4 protein-coding genes (1 of these 4 only partly in view) are annotated in these 21,592 nt (G+C 71.9%); 2 read left to right on the top strand and 2 right to left on the bottom strand.

Annotation, left to right across the window (positions count from 1 at the left end):
• Together lon and VFZ09_RS21885 are read left to right on the top strand one after the other, a co-directional pair.
• Positions 1 to 2,088, top strand: a 2,088-nt coding sequence (gene lon / locus VFZ09_RS21890; RefSeq protein WP_329729585.1) for an endopeptidase La, incomplete at its 5' end; no start/stop codon positions are given.
• Between the two features lie 138 nt (positions 2,089 to 2,226).
• Positions 2,227 to 3,162, top strand: a complete 936-nt coding sequence (locus VFZ09_RS21885) for an N-acetylmuramoyl-L-alanine amidase (protein ID WP_329729584.1) — start codon at positions 2,227 to 2,229, stop codon at positions 3,160 to 3,162.
• On the opposite strand, the gene VFZ09_RS21880 is transcribed toward VFZ09_RS21885, so the two are convergent.
• Together VFZ09_RS21880 and VFZ09_RS21875 are read right to left on the bottom strand one after the other, a co-directional pair.
• Positions 3,133 to 21,483, bottom strand: a complete 18,351-nt coding sequence (locus VFZ09_RS21880) for a non-ribosomal peptide synthase/polyketide synthase (protein WP_329729583.1) — start codon at positions 21,481 to 21,483, stop codon at positions 3,133 to 3,135. The two genes, VFZ09_RS21885 and VFZ09_RS21880, sit on opposite strands and share 30 nt — an antisense overlap.
• Positions 21,480 to 21,592, bottom strand: partial view of a non-ribosomal peptide synthetase/type I polyketide synthase gene (locus VFZ09_RS21875; protein ID WP_329729582.1) — the end only. 11,212 nt of this gene lie beyond the right edge of the window; only the last 113 of its 11,325 coding nucleotides appear in the window; the start codon falls outside the window, past its right edge; its stop codon occupies positions 21,480 to 21,482. The genes VFZ09_RS21880 and VFZ09_RS21875 overlap by 4 nt, the downstream gene beginning before the upstream one ends.

Genomic DNA, 21,592 nt, shown 5'->3' with positions numbered 1-21,592 from the left:
CAGGAGGAGCCGTTCTTCACCTCGAAGATCACGCCGCTGCTCGACGAGGGAACGGGCGACGTGGAGGTGGAGGCGCTCGCGCTCAACCTCAAGAACACCGCGCGTGAAGTCATCGACATGCTCCCCGAGATCCCGGTGATGGCCAAGCAGCTCCTCGAGAGCATCCAGGCCCCTGGTCACCTCGCGGACCTCATCACCGCCAACATCGACGCCACCATCGAGGAGAAGCAGGAGGTGCTCGAGGCCGTGCACCTCAAGCTGCGTCTCAAGCGCGTGCTCGAGCTCTTGTCGCGCCAGTTCGAGGTGATGAAGCTCAGCAACAAGATCAACAGCCAGGTCAAGGGCGAGATGTCCAAGACCCAGCGCGAGTACTACCTGCGCCAGCAGCTCAAGGCGATCAAGGAAGAGCTCGGCGAGATGGGCGAGGAGGAGGAGGAGCTCGACGAGCTGCAGGAGCGCCTGAAGAAGGCCGGCCTGCCGCCCGAGGTGGAGAAGGTGGCCAACAAGGAGCTCAACCGCCTGAAGACGATTCCGGCGGCCTCCAGCGAGTACACCGTCGCGCGTACCTACCTGGATTGGATCGCCGACCTGCCCTGGGCCAAGCTCAGCGAGGACAACCTCGACATCGAGAACGCCCGGCAGACGCTGGACAAGGACCACTACGGCATCAAGAAGGTGAAGAAGCGCATCTTGGAGTACCTCGCGGTGCGCAAGCTCAAGAACGACATGCGTGGGCCCATCCTCTGCCTGGTGGGGCCGCCGGGTGTCGGTAAGACGTCGCTGGGTCAGAGCATCGCCAAGGCGGTGGGCCGCAAGTTCGTGCGCCTGTCGCTCGGCGGCGTGCGTGACGAGGCGGAGATCCGTGGCCACCGGCGTACCTACGTCGGCGCGCTGCCGGGCCGGTTCATCCAGAGCATGAAGAAGGCCGGGACCAAGAACCCGGTGATGATGCTCGATGAGATCGACAAGCTCGGCGCGGACTTCCGCGGCGACCCGAGCGCGGCCCTTCTCGAGGTGCTGGACCCGGAGCAGAACAACACGTTCAGCGACCACTACCTGGACGTGGCGTTCGACCTGTCCAAGGTGCTCTTCATCGCCACGGCGAACCAGCTGGATCCGATCCCTGGCCCGCTCCGTGACCGCATGGAGATCATCGAGCTGTCCGGCTACACGTTCGAGGAGAAGCAGAGCATCGCGCGCATCCACCTGGTGCCCAAGCAGCTCAAGGAGCACGGGCTCAACTCGGACCACATCTCCATCACCGATGAGGCCCTGCTCACGCTGACGACCGCGTACACGCGGGAGGCCGGTGTGCGTAACCTCGAGCGGCGCATCGCGGACATCTGCCGCGCCGTGGCGGTGGAGGTGGCCGGCGGGAAGATGGACAAGCAGAACATCGATGGAAACCGGGTGAAGGAGATCCTGGGGCCCGAGATGTTCTACTCCGAGGTCGCCGAGCGCACCGAGGTGCCGGGCGTGTCCACGGGTCTGGCCTGGACGGCGGCCGGTGGAGACCTGCTCTTCATCGAGGCCACCAAGATGGCGGGCAAGGGCGGCATGACGCTCACCGGCCAGCTGGGCGACGTGATGAAGGAGAGCGCCACGGCCGCGCTGAGCTACCTGCGCAGCAAGGCGGAGGTGCTGGGCATCAACCCGAACTTCCTCGAGAAGACGGACCTGCACCTGCACTTCCCCGCGGGCTCCATCCCCAAGGATGGTCCCTCGGCCGGCGTGACGATCCTCACCGCGCTCACCAGCCTGCTCACGGGCATCCGGGTGCGCGGCGACACGGCGATGACGGGCGAGGCCACGCTGCGTGGCCTGGTGCTGCCGGTGGGCGGCATCAAGGAGAAGGTGCTCGCGGCTCACCGCGCCGGCATCAAGCGCGTCATCCTCCCGGAGCGCTGCCGCAAGGATCTGCAGGACGTGCCGGATCAGGCGAGGAACGACATCGAGTTCATCTTCGCCACCCGCATGGACGAGGTCCTGGAGGCCGCGCTGGAGACCTCCCCTTTCAAGAAGGGGGTCACCGAGGGTGAGAAGTCGGTGCCGCCCCAGGCGGAGCCGGCTCCCGAGGTCCGCGCTTGACGCGGCCCTGAGCCACTCTTGAAGTCGATGGCGGGCAGGTCTCCGGACAGGGGGCCTGCCCGTTGTCGTTCGTGGGGGTCTCCGGCCCCCGTGTATGCTCCCTGGAACGCCGGACAGTCGGCCGGGGTCCGAGGAGACATGTCGAAGAGCCCCACCTGGCCGCTGCTGCTGCTCCTGGGCCTGTCCGCCGGATGCGAGGAGCAGGCCCGAGCCGCGCCCCCTCCGCCCGAGATCACCCCCGCCCCCGCCGCGAGCGCCGCGCCCGTCCCGGTGCCGGAGGCCCCACCCCGCTGGCCCGCCGCGAGCGCCCCGCTCACGGTGGCTCAGGTGGAATTCCCCAGGGGCTTCGGGAAGAAGCGCATCTACCTGGACGCGGGGCACGGCGCGCCCGGGAACGAGGGCAACACCTCCGTCGTCTGCGAGCCGGAGGAGGTCCACACGCTCCGGGTGGCCGAGGATCTCGCGAAGCGGCTGGAGGCCACCGGGCACTTCCTGGTGAAGGTGAGCCGGAAGGCCGGGCAGCGGCCCACGTACCCGACCCGGCTCGAGGAGGCCGAGCGCTGGCGGGCACAGCTCTTCGTGAGCATCCACTCGGACGCCCGCGGGGAGGCGCACTGGTGGCAGAGCTCCCTGGAGCAGGTGTGCCTGAGGAACGACACGGCCCCCGGGTACAGCGTGCTCTACGCCGACGACATCGCCGAGCCCCTGCTCTCCCAGCGGCTCGCGCTGGCCCGGGCACTGGCCCGGCGCATGGGCGACGCGGGCTTCCTGCCCTACGGCGGCGAGGACTACGTGGGCCTCTACGCCCCCGACTCCGAGCAGCCAGGGACCTTCGTGAGCCGGCACCTGCCGGGACAGCGCATCTTCGTGCTGCGCAAGCCGCCCATGCCCTCGGTCATCATCGAGACGCACCACGCGCTGGACCTCGAGGAGGTGGCCCGCTGGCGCGAGGTGCGCACCCTGGAGGCCTTCGCCGCGGCGGTGACCCAGGGGCTGGTGGATGCCTTCGCCCCACCCCCGGGTGCCCCGCCCGCGCCCCAGGTCTCAACCCGTGCCACGCTCCCCGTGCCCTGACTCCGCCCGCTCCGCCTCCGCCAGCCAACGCGTGAGCCGCTCCGCCAGCTCGCGCACGTGCGGCGCCCGGAGGATGCCGTAGTGGTCGCCCGGGATGTCCTCCACCGTGAGACTGGAGGCCGCGAGCCGGCCCCAGCCATGCGTGGCGTCCACCTCGACGCCCTTCCGCGCGTCACGCGCCCGGAGCAGCAGCGTGCGACCCTCGTAGGGCTCGGGGCTGTAGTGGGCCACGGCGCGCAGGTTCGCCCGGGCCACCTCCAACAGCACCCGCAGCTCCTCCAGGCCCGTTCCGGGTGGCAACAGCCCCGCCTCGCGCGCATGTGTCCAGAGGGTGCGGAGTTGATCCTCGGGGGGCAGGCCCGCGAGGGACTCGGGGGAGAGGGACAGGTCGCGCCCGGCGCTCCTTGCCAGGTCCGCCGCGAAGCCCACCAGCAGCGTGGCCGGGTCCGGCTCCGGCGTCGGCTGCCCCGCGGGGGCGAAGCTGTCGAGCAGCACCAGCAGCACCACCTCCTGCCCCTGGCGCCGCAGCTCCCTCGCCATCTCGTAGGCCACCGTCCCGCCCAGCGACCAGCCTCCGAGCAGGTACGGCCCCTCGGCCTGGACCGCGCGCACCTGCTCCACGTACCGGCGAGCCATGTCCTCCACGCGCGTCAGGGGCGCCTCGCTCCCCTCCAGCCCCGTGGCCTGCAACGCATGGAAGGGACGTCCCGTGCCCAGGCGTCTTGCGAGCTCCGCGTAGCACAGCACGTTGCCTCCCACCGGGTGCACCCAGAAGACCGGCGTGCCCGTACCCTCGGGTTGCAGCGTCACCCGGTTGCCCTGGACCGAGGCCAGCGTCCCCGCTCGCAGCCGGACCGCGAGCTCCTCGATCGTGGGCCCCTCGAAGAGCGCCGCCAGCGGCACCGTGCGTCCCAGCCGCTCGCGGAGCTTCGCTACCAGCCGCACCGCCAGCAGCGACTGGCCGCCCAGCTCGAAGAAGCTGTCCGTCACTCCCACGGGCGCTACGCCGAGCACCTCTTCCCAGACGCTCGCCAGCTCCCGCTCGAGATCGTCCCTCGGCGGCACGGAGGCCCGGCTCCCCTGGCGCGCTTCCCCGGGCGCCGGCAGGGCTCGCCCATCCACCTTGCCACTCGACGTCAGCGGCAGCGCCTCCAGCACCACGAACGCCGAGGGCACCATGTACTCCGGCAACCGCCGCTTCAGCCAGGTACGCACAGCCTCGAGGTTCAACCCGAGGCGCCCGGCACCCTCACCCCGTCCCTCTCCCGGAGGGCGAGGGGATGTGGGCACGGTGGGGGACTCGGGCACCACCGTGGGCACCACGTACGCCACCAGCCGTGATTCGCCCGAGGGGCTCTTCCACGCCCTCACGTGCGCCTGCTTCACGTCCGCCCGCTCCCTCAGCACCGCCTCCACTTCTCCCGGCTCCACCCGCACGCCGTTCACCTTCACCTGCGCGTCCACCCGGCCCAGGAAGTCCAAGCGCCCGTCCGCCCTCCACCTCACCACGTCCCCCGTGCGGTACAGGCGCTCGCCCGGCTCGCGGCCAAAGGGGTTGGGCACGAAGCGCTCCGCCGTCAGCTCCGGCCTCCCCACGTAGCCCCGCGCCAGCCCCGGGCCTCCCAGGTACAGCTCTCCCGCCACTCCCGGGGGCACTGGCCTCATCGCCCTGTCCAGCACGTACGCCTGCGTGTTGGCCAGCGGCCCTCCGATGGGCGGACGCGCCTCTCCCGGCTCGCACTCCTCCCACGTGGCGAGCACCGACACCTCCGTGGGGCCATAGCCGTTGACGAGGCGCCGGCTCCTGCCCCACCGCTCCACCAGCTCCGCCGGACAGGCCTCGCCCGCCACCATCACCACCCGCAGGTGCTCCAGCCCCTCGTCCGGCAACAGCGCCAGCACCGACGGCGGCAGCGTCAGCACCGTCACCTTCCCCTCCACCAGCTCGCGCCGCAGCTCCTCCCCCAGCGGTACCCTCCCGCCCGCCGGCACGTACAGCGCCCCTCCCGCCGTCACCGTCAGCAGGTACTCCCAGATGGAGGCATCGAAGCCCAGCGACGCCAGCTGCATCACCCGGCTCTCCGCTCCCACCCCATAGGCCCGCGCCTTCCCCAGGACGAGATCGCATGCGCCCTCGTGCGTCACCACCACGCCCTTGGGCCGTCCCGTGCTCCCCGAGGTGTAGAGGACATAGGCCGCGTTGCCGGCCCGCACGCCGCTCTCCAGCGGGCCCGTCTCCCCTCCCACCTCCTCCAGCACCACCACCGGGACTCCTTCCGGCAGCCGGCTCCTGTCCTCCCACCCACGCTTCGTCACCACCGCGCGCACGCCCGCGTCCCGCGCCATCCACTCCAGCCGCTCCGCCGGCAGCACCGCCTCCAGTGGCACGTACACGCCCCCCGCCAACTGCACGCCCCAGAAGGCCACCACCGCCTCCACGCTCTTCTCCATCAGCACGCCCACCCTCACCTCCGGCCCCACGCCCTCGCGCCTCAGCCGGTGCGCCAGACTCCGGGCCCTCGCCTCCAGCTCCCGGTAGCTCAGCCTCTGCCCGCGGCCCTCCAACGCCAGCGCCTCGGGCGTGCTCGCCGCCCGCAGCTCCAGCACCCGGCCCAGTCCCTCCACCGCCCCCTCCACCCGCGGCCCCCTGCTCCACTCCTCCAGCACCCGGGCCCGCTCCTCCCCCACCAGCAGCTCCACGTCCACCACCCGCTGCTCCGGCGCCCTCGCCACCACCGACAGCAACGTCTCCAGGTGCCTCGCCAGCCGTTGGATCGTCTCCGGCTCGAAGAGCGAGGTGTCATAGGAGAACGCGCCCCTCAGCCCCTCCGGCGCCGGTGTGAAGCCCAACGTCAAGTCGAGCTTCGCCGCGGGGCCCTCCCGCTCCACCGGCGACAGCTTCAGCTCCCGCAGCGAGACCTCGTGGCCCGGCGTGTTCTGGAGCACGAACATCACCTGGAAGAGGGGCGAATGCCGCAGCTCCCGCTCCGGCTTCAGCTCCTCCACCAGCTTCTCGAAGGGCACGTCCTGGTGCGCGTATGCCCCCAGCGCCACCTCGCGCACCCGTGCCAGCAGCTCCCGGAACGAGGGCGCCCCGCTCACGTCCGTGCGCAGCACCAGCGTGTTGACGAAGAGGCCGATCAACCCCTCCACCTCCACCCGCGTGCGCCCCGCTACCGGCGTGCCCACCACCACGTCCTCCTGGCCACTCCAGCGCGCCAGCAGCGCCTGGAAGCCCGCCAGCAGCACCATGAACAGGCTGCACCCCTCGCGCTGCGCCAGCGCCTCCAGCGCCTCACTCAGTCCGCGCGACAGCACCACCGGCACCTGGCCCGCACGCCTGGACCTCCGCGCCGGACGCGGCCTGTCCAACGGCAGCTCCAACACCGGCGGACTGCCCGCCAGCCGCCTCCTCCAATACGCGAGCTGCTCCTCCAGCACCTCGCCCTTCAGCCACTCCCTCTGCCAGCGCGCATGGTCCGAGTACCGCAGCGGTAGCTCCGGCAACGGGCTCGGCGCCCCACGGCAGAAGGCGTCGTACAGCGCCGCCAGCTCCCGGAAGAGGATTCCCGCCGACCAGCCGTCGAAGACGATGTGGTGCACCGTCAGCAGCAGCACGTGCTCCCGCTCCCCCAGCCGCAGCAGCGTCGCGCGCAACAGCGGGCCCCGGGAGAGCTCGAAGGGCCGCCCCGACTCCTCCGAGGCGAGCCGCTCCACCGCTTCGCTCCGCGCGTCCTTCTCCAGCGCCGACAGGTCCACCGGCGCCAGCGGCAGCCGCACGGGCCCGGTGAGGTGCAGCACCGGCTCGCCTCCCCGGCTCTCGATCGAGGCCTGGAGCACTTCGTGCCGGCGCACCACCTCCTCCAGCGCGCGCTCCAGCGCCGCCGTGTCGAGCGGGCCCTCCAGCCGCAGCGCGACGGGGATGTTGTACGCCGTGTTCCCCGGCTGGAGCTGCTCCAGGAACCACAGCCGCTGCTGGGCGAAGCTGAGCGGCGGCGGTCCATCCGTGTCCACGGCCCGGACCAGGGGCGCCGCCTCGGCCGCCGCCCCACCCACCGAGGTGATGTGCGCGGCCAGGGCCTCGAGTGTCGGTGCATCGAAGACGGCCTGCAGCGGCACCTCCACCCCGAGCTCCTTGCGCACCCGCGACACCAGCTGCGTCGCCAGCAGCGAGTGCCCGCCCAGATCGAAGAAGCTGTCCGTCACTCCCACCGGCTCCACCCCGAGCAACTCCTCCCAGAGGTGCGCCAGCGCGCGCTCCAGCTCATTCCTCGGCGCGATGGAACGCCTGCCCTCCGGGCGGACCTCCTCCGGAGCGGGCAGCGCTCGCCCATCCACCTTGCCGCTGGACGTGAGTGGCAGCGCCTCCAGCACCACGAGCGCCGAGGGCACCATGTACTCCGGCAGCCGCTGCTTCAGCCGGGTACGCACAGCCTCGAGGCTCAACCCGGGGGACCCGGTACCCTCACCCCGTCCCTCTCCCGGAGGGCGAGGGGAGGTGGGCACTACGTATGCCACCAGCCGCGACTGGCCCGAGGGGCCCTTCCACACCTTCACGTGCGCCTGCTTCGCGCCCGCCAGCTCCCGCAGCGCCGCCTCCACCTCGCCCGGCTCGATCCGGACGCCGTTCACCTTCACCTGCGCGTCCACACGTCCCAGGAAGTCCAGCCGCCCGTCCGCCCTCCACCGCACCACGTCCCCCGTGCGGTACAGCCGCGCTCCCGGATCACCACTGAGTGCATCCGGAACGAAGCGCTCCGCCGTCAGCTCCGGCCTCCCCACGTAGCCCCGCGCCAGCCCCGGGCCTCCCAGGAACAGCTCCCCCGCCACTCCTGGAGGCACCGGCCGCATCCCTCCATCCAGCACGTAGGCGCGCACGTTGCCCAGCGGCCCGCCAATGCCCGGCCGACCCCCGCCCACCTCGCACTCCTCCCACGTGGCGCACACCGTCACCTCCGTGGGCCCGTACCCGTTGACGAAGCGCCGCCCCGGAGCCCACCGCTCCACCAGCTCGGCCGGACAGGCCTCGCCCACGGACTTCACCACCCGCAGGTGCTCCAGCTCCTCGTCCGGCAACAGCGCCAGCACCGACGGCGGCAACGTCACCACCGTCACCTTCCCCTCCACCAGCTCGCGCCGCAGCTCCTCGCCCAGCGGCACCCTCCCACCCGCCGGCACGTACAGCGTCCCGCCCACCGACACCGTCAGCAGGTACTCCCAGATGGAGGCATCGAAGCCCAGCGACGCGAGCTGCATCACCCGGCTCTCCGCTCCCACCCCGAACGCCCCCGCCTTGCCACGCACCAGATCGCACGCGCCCTCGTGCGTCACCACCACGCCCTTGGGCCGCCCCGTGCTTCCCGAGGTGTAGAGGATGTAGCAGGCATTTCCCGGCTCGACTCCCGACTCCAGCGCGCCCGCCGCCTCCTCCCGCACTTGCAGCTCTTCCAGCCGCACCACGGACACGGCCTCGGGCAACCGGCACCGCGCCTCCAGGCCTCGCAGCGTCACCACCGCGCGCACGCCCGCGTCCCTCGCCATCCACTCCAGCCGCTCCGCCGGCAGCACCGCCTCCAGCGGCACGTACACGCCCCCCGCCTTCTGGATGCCCCAGAAGGCCACCACCGCCTCCACGCTCTTCTCCAACAACACGCCCACGCGCACTTCTGGCCCCACGCCCTCGCGCCGCAGCCGGTGCGCCAGACTCCGGGCCCTCGCCTCCAGCTCCCGGTAGCTCAGCCTCTGCCCGTTTCCTTCCACCGCCAGCGCATCGGGCGTGCTCGCCGCCTGGAGCTCCAGCACCCGTGACAGGCCCTCCATCGCCCCCTCCACGCGCGGCCCCCGGCTCCACTGCTCCAGCACCCGGGCCCGCTCCTCCCCCACCAGCAGTTCCACGTCCACCACCCGCCGGTCCGGCGCCCTCGCCACCGCCACCAGCAGTGTCTCCAGGTACCTCGCCAGACGCTGGATCGTCTCCGGCTCGAAGAGCGCCTCGTCGTACAGGAAGAGGCCCCGCAGCCCCTCCGGCGTGCGCGTGAAACCCAACGTCAGATCGAGCTTCGCCTCCAGGGCCTCCTGATCCACCGGCGACAGCTTCAGCTCCGGCAGCACCACCTCGCGCGCCGGGAGGTTCTCCAGGACGAGCAGCACCTGGAAGAGGGGCGAGTGCCCCGACTCCCGCTCCGGCTTCAGCTCCTCCACCAGCTTCTCGAAGGGCACGTCCTGGTGCGCGTATGCCCCCAGCGCCACCTCGCGCACCCGTGCCAGCAGCTCCCGGAACGTCGGCGCTCCACTCACGTCCGTGCGCAACACCAGCGTGTTGACGAACAGGCCGATCAGCCCCTCCACCTCCGCTCGCGTGCGCCCCGCCACCGGCGAGCCCACCACCACGTCCTCCTGGCCCGTCCAGCGCGCCAACAGCGCCTGGAAGCCCGCCAGCAGCACCATGAACAGGCTGCTCCCCTCGCGCTGTGCCAGCGCCTCCAGCGCCTCGCTCGGCTCGCGCGCCAGCACCACCGGCACCCGGCCCGCTCGCGGGGACCTCTGGGCCGGACGCGGCTTGTCCAGCGGCAGCTCCAACACCGGCGGACTGCCCGTCAGCCGCTGCCTCCAGTACGCGAGCTGCTTCTCCAGCACCTCGCCCTTCAACCACCCCCGCTGCCACCTCGCGTAGTCCGCGTACCGCAGCGGCAGCTCCGGCAACGGGCTCGGCGTCCCACGGCTGAAGGCGTCGTACAGCGCCGCCAGCTCCCGGAAGAGGATGCCCGCAGACCAGCCGTCGAAGACGATGTGATGCACCGTCAGCAGCAGCACGTGCTCCCGCTCGCCCAGCCGCAGCAGCGTCGCACGCAGCAGGGGGGCCCGCGACAGCTCGAAGGGCCGGGACGATTCCTCGGAGACGAGCCACTCCACCGCCCCGCGCTGCTGCCCCGCGTCCATCTCCGACAGATCCACCGGCGACAACGAGGGCCGCGTAAGCCCCGCGATGTGCATCACCGGCTCGCCCTCCCGGCTCTTGAAGGAGGCCCGGAGCACCTCGTGCCGGCGCACCACCTCCTCCAGCGCGCGCTCCAGCGCCTCCCGCTCCAACCGGCCCTCCAGCCGCAGCGCATAGGGCACGTTGTACGCCGTGCTCTCCGACTGGAGCTGATCCATGAACCACAGCCGCTGCTGGGCGAAGCTGAGCGGCGGCGGCTCGTCCGTGTCCACCCCCCGGACCAGCGGCGTGCGAATCCGCGGCGTCTCCTCCACCCGGCGGGCGAGCCCCTCCAGCGTGGGCGCCTCGAAGACGGCTCGCAGCGGCAGCTCCACCCCGAAGGTGCCTCGCACCCGCGACACCAGCTGCGTGGCCAGCAGCGAGTGCCCACCCAGCTCGAAGAAGGAGTCCGTGACCCCCACGCGCTCCACGCCCAACGTGCGCGACCACAGCTCCGCCAGCTTCCGCTCCGTGTCCGTACGCGGCTCGATGAAGCCCGCCGCCTGTGTGGCTCCTGGCATCGGCAGCGCCTTGCGATCCACCTTGCCGCTCGGCGTGAGCGGGATGGCGGACAGCTCGACGATGGCCGCGGGGATCATTGGCTCCGGCAGGCGCTGGCGCAGACGGGCGCGCAGCTCGGAGGGAGCCAACCCGGGAGCCGTGACACCCTCACCCCGTCCCTCTCCCGGCGGGAGAGGGGAAATGGGCACGACGTAGGCCACGAGGCGCTGGTCTCCGGGTGCGTACTCGCGCACGGCGGCCACGGCTTCGCGTACCTCGGGCTGCTCGCGCAGCGCCGCTTCCACCTCGCCCAGCTCGATCCGGTGGCCTCGCAGCTTCACCTGGAAGTCCACCCGCCCGAGGAACTCCACCGTTCCGTTCGACAGCCAGCGCGCTCGATCTCCCGTCCGGTACAGCCTCGCGCCGGGCTCCTCGCTGAAAGCATCTGGCACGAAGCGCTCGGCCGTCGCGTCCGGCCGCCCGAGGTACCCGCGCGCCAGTCCCGCTCCGCCGATGTACAGCTCGCCCGGGACTCCCACGCCCACCGGTTGTCCGTCGCGATCCAGCACGTACAGCCGCACGTTCTCGATGGGCCGGCCGAGCACGGGGCGTCCGTACTCCGCCGTCACGGGGCACACCGTCGCGTCCACCGTGCACTCGGTGGGGCCGTACACGTTGAACGTCCGCACCGTGCGCGAGGCCGCCAACCGCCGCCACAGCGTCTCGGGGATGGCCTCGCCACCCACCAGCAGCGTGATGGGACGCGGGGTCTCCTCCAACCAGCCCGTCTCCAGCAACACCTGGAGCTGCGAGGGCGTGCAGTCGAAAACGTCCACCTCCTGCCGCTCCAGCCAGGCGCGCAGCGCCTCACCGTCGAAGCGCACGGACTCCGGTGTCACGACCAGCGTGTGCCCGCGCAGCACCTGGAAGAGCTGCTTCACCGAGGTGTCGAAGGACACCGAGCCGTTGACACTCACCCGCCGCCCCGGCTCCAGCCCCGCGTACACCGCACCGTGCAGTGCCTCGACGAGGTTCGCCACCGCCCCCTGCCGCACCATCACCGCCTTCGGCCGGCCCGTGCTGCCCGAGGTGTAGATGGCGTACGCCAGATGCTCCGGCCCCGCGCCTCCCGGCACCGGGGTCTCCGGCTCCCCGTGCAGGGACTCCGCCTCGGCGTCCAGCCGCAGCAGCCGCTGCCCGGGTCCCGTCAGCCCATCCACCGCCGCTCCCGCCGTCACCACCACGCCCGCTCCCGAGTCCTCCAGCATGTAGCGCAGCCGCTCGGCCGGGTACCCCGGATCCAACGGCACGTACGCACCACCGGCCTTCAGGATGCCCCACAGCCCCACCACCAGCTCCACCGAGCGCTCCACGCACAGCCCCACCCGCACGTCCGGGCCCACGCCCATCCGCCGCAGCCGGTGCGCCACCTGGTTGGCCCGCGCGTCCAGCTCGCGGAAGGTGAGCCCCACTGGCCCCATCACCACCGCCGGTGCCTCCGGCGTGCGCGCAACCTGCGCCTCCAGCAGCGCCGCCAGCCCGGTCGTGCCCTCGCGCGCCACCGCCGTGGCGTTCCACTCGCGGAGCACCCGCTGGCGCTCCTCCTCGCCCAGCGGCGACAGTTCCTCCACCGGGCGCTCCGCCGACTCCACCAGCTGGCCCAGCAGACGCTGGAAATGCTCCAACAACCGCTGCGCGTCCGCCCCGTCGATGCGGCTCTCGTCGTGGTAGAGGTGCAGCTCCAGCCCCTGGTGGGGATTCGCGATCAGCACCAGCGGGAAGCTGTCGAGCTCGAAGCTGCGCACCTCACGGACCTCCAGCCCCGTCCCCTTCCCGAACCCGCCCTCCAGCGCCTCGTCCACCCGCAGGTTCTCCACCACCACCAGCGACTCGAAGAGCGGCGTCCCGGACGGCACCTCGCTCCAGCGCCGCACCTCCACCAGCGGGCTGTAGTCGTGCTGACGCATCTCCAGCAGCCAGCCCTGCAGCTCCCGCAGCCACTCGCCCACGGGCTTGCCTCGGACAACACGCGCGCGCACCGGCAGCGTGTTGATGAACATCCCGATCGTCTCCTCCACACCCGGCAGCGTCGCCGGACGGCCCGAGACCGTGTTGCCGAACACCACGTCGTCCTCGCCCGCGTGGTGGCGCAGCAGCAGCGCCCAGGCCCCCATGAGGCACGTGCTCAGGGTCACCTTCTGGCGGCGCGAGAGTTCCTGGAGCGCGGCGACCTGCTCGGACGTCAGGCGGACCCTCCGCTCCCGGCGCACGGGGACTCCGCCCGGCACGGGGCCGCGATCCACTCCCACCTGCGTGGGCGATGTGAAGCCCGCGAGTGACTCACGCCAGAACTCCCGGGCGGCATCCAGCTCCTGACGCTGCAACCAGGCGATGAAGTCGCGATACGCGGGCGCCTCGGGCCAGCTCCGCGTGCCGCCGAGCGCCAGCGCCCCGTAGCGGGTGAAGACCTCGCCCAGCAGCAGCGGCATGGACCAGCCATCCAGCACCAGATGCGAGTAGCTGAAGACGATCCTCCAGGCCCGCTCGCCAACTCGCAGCAGCGCGAGCCTCAGCAGCGGGGCCCGCTCCAGCTCGAAGCCCTGACGCCGATCCTCGGCGATCCACGCCGTGAACCGCGCCTCGAACTCCGAGGGCGGCACCTCACACCAGTCCTCCGTGCGGAGGGGCAGTTGCGCATGCCGCATCACCACCTGTAGCGGCTCCTCCAGGCCCTCCCAGAGGAAACCCGTGCGCAGGCTGGCATGGCGGTCCACCGTCTCCTGCCATGCGCGAGCCACCGCTTTGACATCCAGCGGGCCCTCCAGCTCCCAGGAGAGCTGGTTGAGGTACATGTCCGCGCTGGACGCGTGCAGCACGTGGAAGAGCAACCCCTTCTGCAGCGGAGAGAGGGGGTACAGATCCTCGATGTTCCGGCGGCGCGACGCATCGCCCCGCGACACCCGCTCCACCAGCGCATCCAGCTCCTGCTCGCCGAGCTTCACGAGCGGGAAGTCGGACGGAGTGAAATGGTCCCTGCCCTCCGGGGCACGCGCTCGCGCCACCGGCTCCGGGGACTGGCTGGACGCCGGGCCCGACAGTGCGGCGAGTCGGGCGATCGTCGGGTGGGAGAAGAGCTGCTTCGCGGTGATGTGGACTCCCGCCTGCGCCGCCCGGGAGATGATCCGGATGGCGAGGACGGAGTCGCCCCCCAGCTCGAAGAAGTCATCGTGGATGCCCACCCGCTCGTGCCCGAGCACCTGCGCCCAGGCCTCCGCCAACACGCGCTCCTCCGGCGTGCGCGGCGGTTCGTGGGTGGTGGGATTCTCTCGCGCCTCCGGCGCGGGGAGTGCCTTGCGGTCCACCTTGCCGCTCGTGGTGCGCGGCAGTGCATGGAGTGGCACGAAGACCGCGGGCACCATGTACTCGGGCAGGCGTTGACGGAGTTGGGCTCGCAGATGGGAGGGATCCAACCCGGGATCCGTGGCACCCTCACCCCGTCCCTCTCCCGGAGGGCGAGGGGTATTTGGCACGACGTAGGCCACGAGCCACGGATCTCCCCCGGCTCGCTTGCGGAGGACCACCACTGCCTCGCTCACCGAGGGCTCCTCGCCCAGAGCGGCTTCGATTTCTCCCAGTTCGATGCGGAACCCTCGCAGCTTCACCTGCTCGTCGGCACGCCCGAGGAACTCGAGCTGCCCGTCCGGCAGCCACCGGACGACGTCTCCCGTCCGGTACATGCGCGCACCGGGAGCGCCATGGAACGGGTCCGGAATGAAGCGCTCGGCCGTCAGCTCCGGGCGCCCGAGGTAACCCCGCGTCACGCCCTCCCCGCCCACGTACAGCTCTCCCCGCACGCCCACCGCCACCGGGTGCAGCTCCGCGTCGAGCACGTAGGCACTCGCCCCCGCGAGCGGCCCTCCAATCGGCACCACCGCCGCGTCCGGCGAGCACTTCGCCAGCGTCGCGTAGATGGAGACCTCCGTGGGGCCGTACGCGTTGACGAAGAGCCGCCCCGCGCCCCAGCGCCTCGGCAACCTCGGGCCACAGGCCTCGCCCGCCACCATCACCGACTCCAGGGCGGGCAGCGCCTCGACGGGCGTGGCCTCCAGCACCGAGGGCGTGAGCACGGCCGTGGTCACCCGCTCCTCGCGCAACACGCGCAACAGCTCCGCGCCCGGCATCAACGCCTCGCGCGAAGCCATGACCAGCGCCGCGCCATCGCTCAGCGCGCCGAAGATCTCGAACACGGACACGTCGAAGCTCGCCGAGGCGAACTGCAATACCCGCTTGCCCGGCCCGATGGCCCACGCCTCTCGCGAGGCCCTCACGGTGTTGCTCGCGCCCCGATGCTCCACCAGCACGCCCTTCGGCCTGCCCGTCGAGCCCGACGTATAGATGACATAGGCGAGCTGCTCCGGACGCACCTCCACCCCGGGAGACGTCCTCGGCGCGCGTGCGAGCGTCTCACGCTCCGCCTCCGCGTCCAGCAGCACCCGCCACGCGCCCTGCCCCTCCAGCCACGAGGCCGTGCGCTCCTGGGCAATCACCCCGGATGCGCCACTGTCCTCCAGCAGGGAGCGGAGCCGCGCCGCCGGCCACGCCGGATCCACCGGCACGTACGCCCCGCCCGCCTTGAGCACGCCCAGCATGGCGATGATCAGCTCCGGAGAGCGCTCCAGGCACAGCACCACCCGGAACTCCGCCCTCACGCCGAGCCCACGCAGGTGGTGCGCGAGTTGGTTGGCCCGCGCGTCCAGCTCTCCGTAGGTGAGCCGCTCCTTCCCGAAGACGATCGCCTCCGCCTCCGGGGCCGCCGCCGCCCGCTCCTCGAAGCGCCGGTGCAGCAGGCCGGTCTCCGCCGCGGGCACGCCCACCCCACTCCACTCCCGCAGCAGCCGGTGCCGCTCGGACGCGTCCACTGGAGACAACTCGCCCAGCCGCTGACCGGGCCGGGCCACCATGGACTCCAACAGGTGGCGCAGCTGCTCCAGGATCCGTCCGGCATGCGCCGCGTCGAATCGCGCCGCGTCGTAGGCCAGGTGAAGCGGCATCTCCCGCGCGGGCGATGCGATGAGCGTCAACGGGTGGTGATCCGACTCCAGCGAGCGGACATCGCGCACCTCCAGCGAGGGCAGCGACGCCGTGAGCGCCGCGTCCACCGGATAGTTCTCGAAGATCACCAGGCTCTCGAAGAGCGGCGTCCCCGCGGGCACCTCGCTCCAGCGCTGCACCTTCACCAGCGGCGAGTGCTCGTGCTGCCGCATCTCCAGCAGCCACGCCTGGAGCCGCTGGAGCCAAGGGATGAGCGGCTCGTCCCGCGTCAGGCGCACGCGCACCGGCAGCGTGTTGATGAAGAGGCCCACCATGCCCTCCACTCCGGGCAGCTCCGGCGGGCGGCCGGACACGGTGGTGCCGAAGACGACGTCCTTCGTCCCCGCATGGTGGCCGAGCAGCAGCGCCCACGCGCCCTGCACCACGGTGTTGAGCGTGAGGCCCTGCTGGCGCGCGAATGCGTTCAGCGCCTCGGTGGTGGCGGCGGACAGGTGGAGCTGCCGCGTGGCCCGGACGGCTCCGGGCACTTCCTGGCTCGCGGTGCCCCGGCCTGGCTCGGTGGGCTCGGAGAAGCCCGCGAGCGAGCGGCGCCAGAAGCGCTCGGACTCCTCCAGGTTCCGCGACTGGATCCAGGCGATGTAATCGCCGTAGGGCCGCGTCTGCTCCAGCCTCGGCGCCTGCCCCCGGGAGAGCTGCTCGTAGAGGCCGAAGACCTGCTTGATCAGCAGGGGAACGGACCACCCATCCAGCAACAGGTGGTGGTGACTGAAGACGAAACGGTACACCGCGTCCCCGGTGCGCAGCAGGGCCAGGCGGCTCAAGGGCGGCGAGGACAGCTCGAAGCTCCGGCGGCGATCCGCCTCCAGCCACGTGGCGAAGCGTGACTCCTGCTCGGAGACCGGCACCTCACGCCAGTCCTCCTGGACGAGCGGCAGTTCCGCCTCGCGGAGCACCACCTGCAGGGGCTCGTCGACTCCCTCCCAGACGATGGCCGTCCGGAGGATGGAGTGCGCCTCCCCCACCTGCCGCCAGGCTCGCGTGAAGGCGGAGAGGTCCAACACGCCGCGCAGCTCGCAGACGAGCTGGTTGAAGTACAGGCCACCACCCTGCTCGCGCAGGACGTGGAAGAGCATGCCCTGCTGCAACGGGGAGAGCGGGTACAGGTCCTCGAGATTCCGGCCACGCGCGCCGCCCCGGGCCACACGCTCCACCAGCCCATCCAGCTGCGTCTGCCCGAGCCGCGCCAGCGGGAAGTCGGCCGGCGTGAGGAGGCTCGCCTCGTCCCCGGTGGTGCAGCGCGCGAGGAGGGTGCGCAGGGCGTCCAGGAAACCACGCGCCAGGGACTCCAGTGTCTCCTTCCGGTAGAGGTGCTCGCCGTAGGCCCAGGACACCTGGAGGCGGCCTCCGGACACGAGGGCATTCACGCCGATCCGGTGCGAGCGGCGGTCCCTCGGGTCCTGCGTGGGTCCCACGGACTCGGAGGTCAGCGCGAGCGGCGACTCCGGCGGCAGCACGTGGTCGAGCTGCCCCAGGTAGTTGAAGGACACCTCCGCGGCCGGGAGCGCACGCAGGCGGGCGGCCAGCGCCTCGTCCTTCGACAGGTAGCGCAGCACGCCGAAGCCCAGGCCCCGGCGCGGAATGCGGCGGAGGGTCTCCTTGACGGCTCGCAGCCCCGACTCGAGCGTCTGGCCCTCCCCCGCCTCGAGCAGCACCGGGTACAGGCTGGTGAACCAGCCCACCGTGCGTGACAGGTCCACGCCCTCGAGCACGTCCTCGCGCCCGTGTCCCTCCAGGTCCACCTGCAGGCACGGCACGCCCGTCCAGCGCCGGAAGGACTCCACCAGCGCCGCCAGCAGCACCTCCTCCACGCGCGCACGCGACGCCCGCGGCACTTCCTGGAGGAGCAACCGCGTCTCCTCCGCCTCCAGCTCCACCCGCACCATGCGCGCGGAGCCCTCGGTGTCCTCACCGCCGGGCAGCGCTCCGGGAAACTCCATCGGCAGGCGCGAGACACGCTCCCAGGGCAGGCCCAACCAGTACTCCGCCTCCTCGCGCATGGCCGGCGTCTGGGCATACGCCTCCAGCCGCTCCGCCCATTGCTGGAAGGACGTGGTCTTCGGCGGCAGCCGCACCGGCCCGCCCGCCTGGAGCTGGGCACCCGCCGTGACGAGGTCCGTCAGCAGCACCCGCCACGAGACGCCGTCCACCACGAGGTGGTGGATGACGAGCAACAACCGCCTCGGCTCCCCCGCGCCGAGGTCGTACAGCACCGCGCGCGCGAGCGTCCCCTCCTGGAGATTCAGAGCGGCCTGCGTCCTCGCGGCATGGGCCTCCAGGGCTTCCCGGCGTCCGCCTGGCGCCACGCCGGAGAGGTCCACGCGCTCCAGCGGGAAGCGCCCTACGGAGCCCACGTGCTCCTGGCTCCACCCCTCGCCATTCCGGGAGAAGCGCAGGCGCAGCACGTCGTGGTGCTGGCTCAGGTGCTGGAGCGCCTGCTCGAGCAGCGCCACGTCCCACGGCTCGCGCAACGCGAAGAGCAGTGCCTGGTTGTAGTGGTGCGGATTCACCCGCTCCTGCTCGAAGAACCAGCGCTGGATGGGCGTGGACACCACCGGCCCCGTCACCAGCGACTGCTCGGCGGTGACTCCGGGCGCCGAGCCGGCCACCGCCGCGAGCCGGGCGATCGTCTTGTGCGAGAAGAGCTGCTTCGCGGTGATGTGGACTCCCGCCTGCGCGGCCCGGGAGATGATCTGGATGGCGAGGATGGAGTCACCGCCCAGCTCGAAGAAGTCATCGTGGATGCCCACCCGCTCGTGCCCGAGCACCTGCGCCCAGAGCTCCGCCAGCTTCCGCTCCACCTCGCCGCGAGGGGCGACGAAGGCCCGGGCCTGCTCCGCGGGCGTGGCGTCCGGGGCCGGCAGCGCCTTGCGATCCACCTTGCCGTTGGGCGAGAGCGGCAGGGCCTCCAGCGCCACGAAGGCCGCGGGGACCATGTGCGCGGGCAGCTCCCGCTCGAGGAAGGCACGCAGCGCGTCCGCGCCTGGCGCTCGAGGCTCGCCCGTCACGTACGCCACCAGCCGCCGGACGCCGGGGTTGTCCTCGCGGACCACCACCACCGCCTCGCGCACCGCCGGGTGCTTCGCCAGCGCCGCTTCCACCTCGCCCAGCTCCACACGGAAGCCGCGCACCTTCACCTGCGCGTCCCGCCGCCCCAGGAACTCCACGCTCCCGTCCGGCAGGTAGCGGGCCAGGTCCCCCGTCCGGTACAGCCGCGCGCCGGGCGAGCCACTGAAGGGATGGGGAATGAAGCGCTCCGCCGTCAGCTCCGGCCGGCGCAGATAGCCGCGCGCCAGCCCCTCGCCGCCGAGGAACAGCTCGCCCGGCACGCCCACCGGCACCGGCTGGAGCGATGCGTCCAGCAGGTACAGCTGCGTGTTGGCGATGGGGCGGCCGATAGGGACCGTCGGCCCCGAGCCGGGGGACGGGCAACGCGCGAAGGTGGCGTCGATGGTGGCCTCGGTGGGGCCGTACAGGTTGACCAGGGTGGCCGAGGGCAGTTGCGCGCGCAGCCGGTGCTCCAGCTCGACGGGCAGCGCCTCGCCGCCGCAGAAGAGCCAGCGCAGGCTCGTGGCCCGCGACAGCCCCTCCGCCTCCAGCAGCACCCGCAGCAGCGACGGAACGAGCTGGAGCACCGTCACCTGCCCGCGCGTCACCGCCTCCAGGAGCGCGACGCCGTCCCGGTGTGCGTCGGGAGCGGCGATGACCAGCCGTCCGCCGGACATGAGCGGGGCCCAGCACTCCCAGACGGAGGCATCGAAGCTGAGCGGCGTCTTCTGCAGCACCCGATCCGCCGGCCCGAGACCGAACGCGGAGAGGATCCACGCCATGTGGTTGCCCAGCGCGCGGTGCGTGATGACGGCACCCTTGGGCTGGCCGGTGGAGCCGGAGGTGTAGATGACGTAGGCCGCGTTGCCGGGGTGCACGCCCGCGTCCGGCGCGTCCGCGCTCAGGCGCGAGAGCTGCGGCCCCTCCGAGTCCAGACAGAGCACCGGCGTGCCCTTCGGCTCGAGCCGCTCCACCAGGTACCGCTGGGTGAGCAGCACCGCGGGCGCGGAGTCCTCCAGCATGAAGGCCAGCCGCGCGGGGGGATAGCCGGGATCCAACGGCACGTAGGCACCGCCGGCCTTGAGGATGCCGAGCAGCCCCACCGCCATCTCCAGCGAGCGCTCCACGCACAGGCCCACCCGCGTCTCGGGGCCCACGCCGCGCTCGCGCAGCGCATGGGCGAGCTGGTTGGCGCGCCGGTCCAGCTCCCGGTACGTGAGCCGCTGTCCCTCGAACTCCACCGCCACCGCGTCCGGCGTCCGCTCGACCTGGGCCTCGACGAGTTGGTGGATGCAGCGCCCGCGAGGGTAGTCGGCCCGCGTGTCGTTCCACTCCACCAGGAGCTGGTGCCGCTCCCGCTCGGAGAGCAGCGGGAGCCCGGCCAGGGGCCGCTCGGGCCAGGTGGCCATGGACTCGAGCAGGTGACGGAGCTGCCCCAGCATCCGCTCGATGTGGGCCGCGTCGAAGCGCGCGCACTCGTGAGCGAGCTCCAGCCGCAGCTCACGCCCCGGCACGGCGGTGAGCGTCAGCGGATGGTGGTCCGCCTCGACGGCGCGCACGTCCCGCACCTCCAGCGAGGGCAACGACGCGGTGAGCGCCGCGTCCACCGGGTAGTTCTCGAAGACGAGCAGGCTCTCGAAGAGCGGTGTGCCCGGTGGGACGTCACTCCAGCGCTGCACCTTCACCAGCGGCGAGTGCTCGTGCTGCCGCATCTCCAGCAGCCACGCCTGGAGATTCTTCAACCAGGTGACGACCGGCTCGTCCGCGGGCAGGCGCACGCGCACCGGAAGCGTGTTGATGAAGAGGCCCACCATGCCCTCCACGCCGGACAGCTCCGGCGGGCGGCCCGAGACGGTGGTGCCGAAGACGACGTCCTTGGTCCCCGCATGGTGGCCGAGCAGCAACGCCCACGCGCCCTGCACCACGGTGTTGAGCGTGAGCCCCTGCTGGCGCGCCAGCGCATTCAGCGCCTCGGTGGTGGCGGCGGAGAGGTGGATCCTCCGGGAGGCGCGGCCGGACACCGGCGAGCCGTCCAGGCCCGGGAAGCCCCGCCCCAGTGCGGTGGGCTCGGAGAAGCCCGCGAGCGAGCGGCGCCAGAAGCGCTCGGACTCCTCCAGCCCGCGCTCCTGAATCCACTCGATGTAATCGCCGTAGGGCCGCGACTGCTCCACGCGCGGCGTGAAGCCCCGGACGAGGCTCTCGTAGAGGACGAAGACCTGCTTGATGAGGAGCGGAACGGACCACCCGTCCAGCAGGATGTGGTGGTGGCTGAAGACGAAGCGGTACGCCGCGTCCCCGGTGCGCAGCAGCGACAGGCGCAGCAGCGGCGGCGTGCCGAGGTCCACGCCCCGGCGGCGATCCGCCTCCAGCCACGCGGTGAAGCGCGCCTCCTGCGCCGCCGCCGGAGTCCCTCGCCAGTCCTCCTGCTCGAGCGGCAGCTCCACCTCGTTGAGCACCACCTGGAGGGGCTCGTCGACGTCCTCCCAGACGATGGCCGTGCGGAGGATGGAGAACGCCGCCACCGCCCGCCGCCAGGCCTCGGTGAAGGCCGGGAGATTCAGCGCGCCACGCAGCTCGCAGGAGAGCTGGTTGAAGTACAGGCCCGAGCCCTGCTCCTGCAGGACGTGGAAGAGCATCCCCTGCTGCAACGGGGAGAGCGGGTACAGGTTCTCGATGTTGTCGCTCATGGGGTCTTCTTGCCGAACCGTGCGGAAAGCTTGTCGAGCTGGGACTGCTTCACCTTGGCCATCGGGAAGTCGGAGGGCGTGTGGCCTCCGGCCTCGGGGGACTGGCAGT

Source organism: Archangium sp. (genome assembly GCF_036277355.1).
GTDB lineage: Bacteria > Myxococcota > Myxococcia > Myxococcales > Myxococcaceae > Archangium.
Note: the sequence above shows the minus strand (reverse complement) of the source record. Positions and strands in the feature narration are given on the sequence as shown.

Excerpts from the sequence above, each read along its gene's own strand:
- VFZ09_RS21885 (WP_329729584.1), top strand. The coding sequence starts at position 2,227 with ATGTCGAAGAGCCCCACCTGGCCGCTGCTGCTGCTCCTGGGCCTGTCC.
- VFZ09_RS21880 (WP_329729583.1), bottom strand. The coding sequence starts at position 21,483 with ATGAGCGACAACATCGAGAACCTGTACCCGCTCTCCCCGTTGCAGCAG.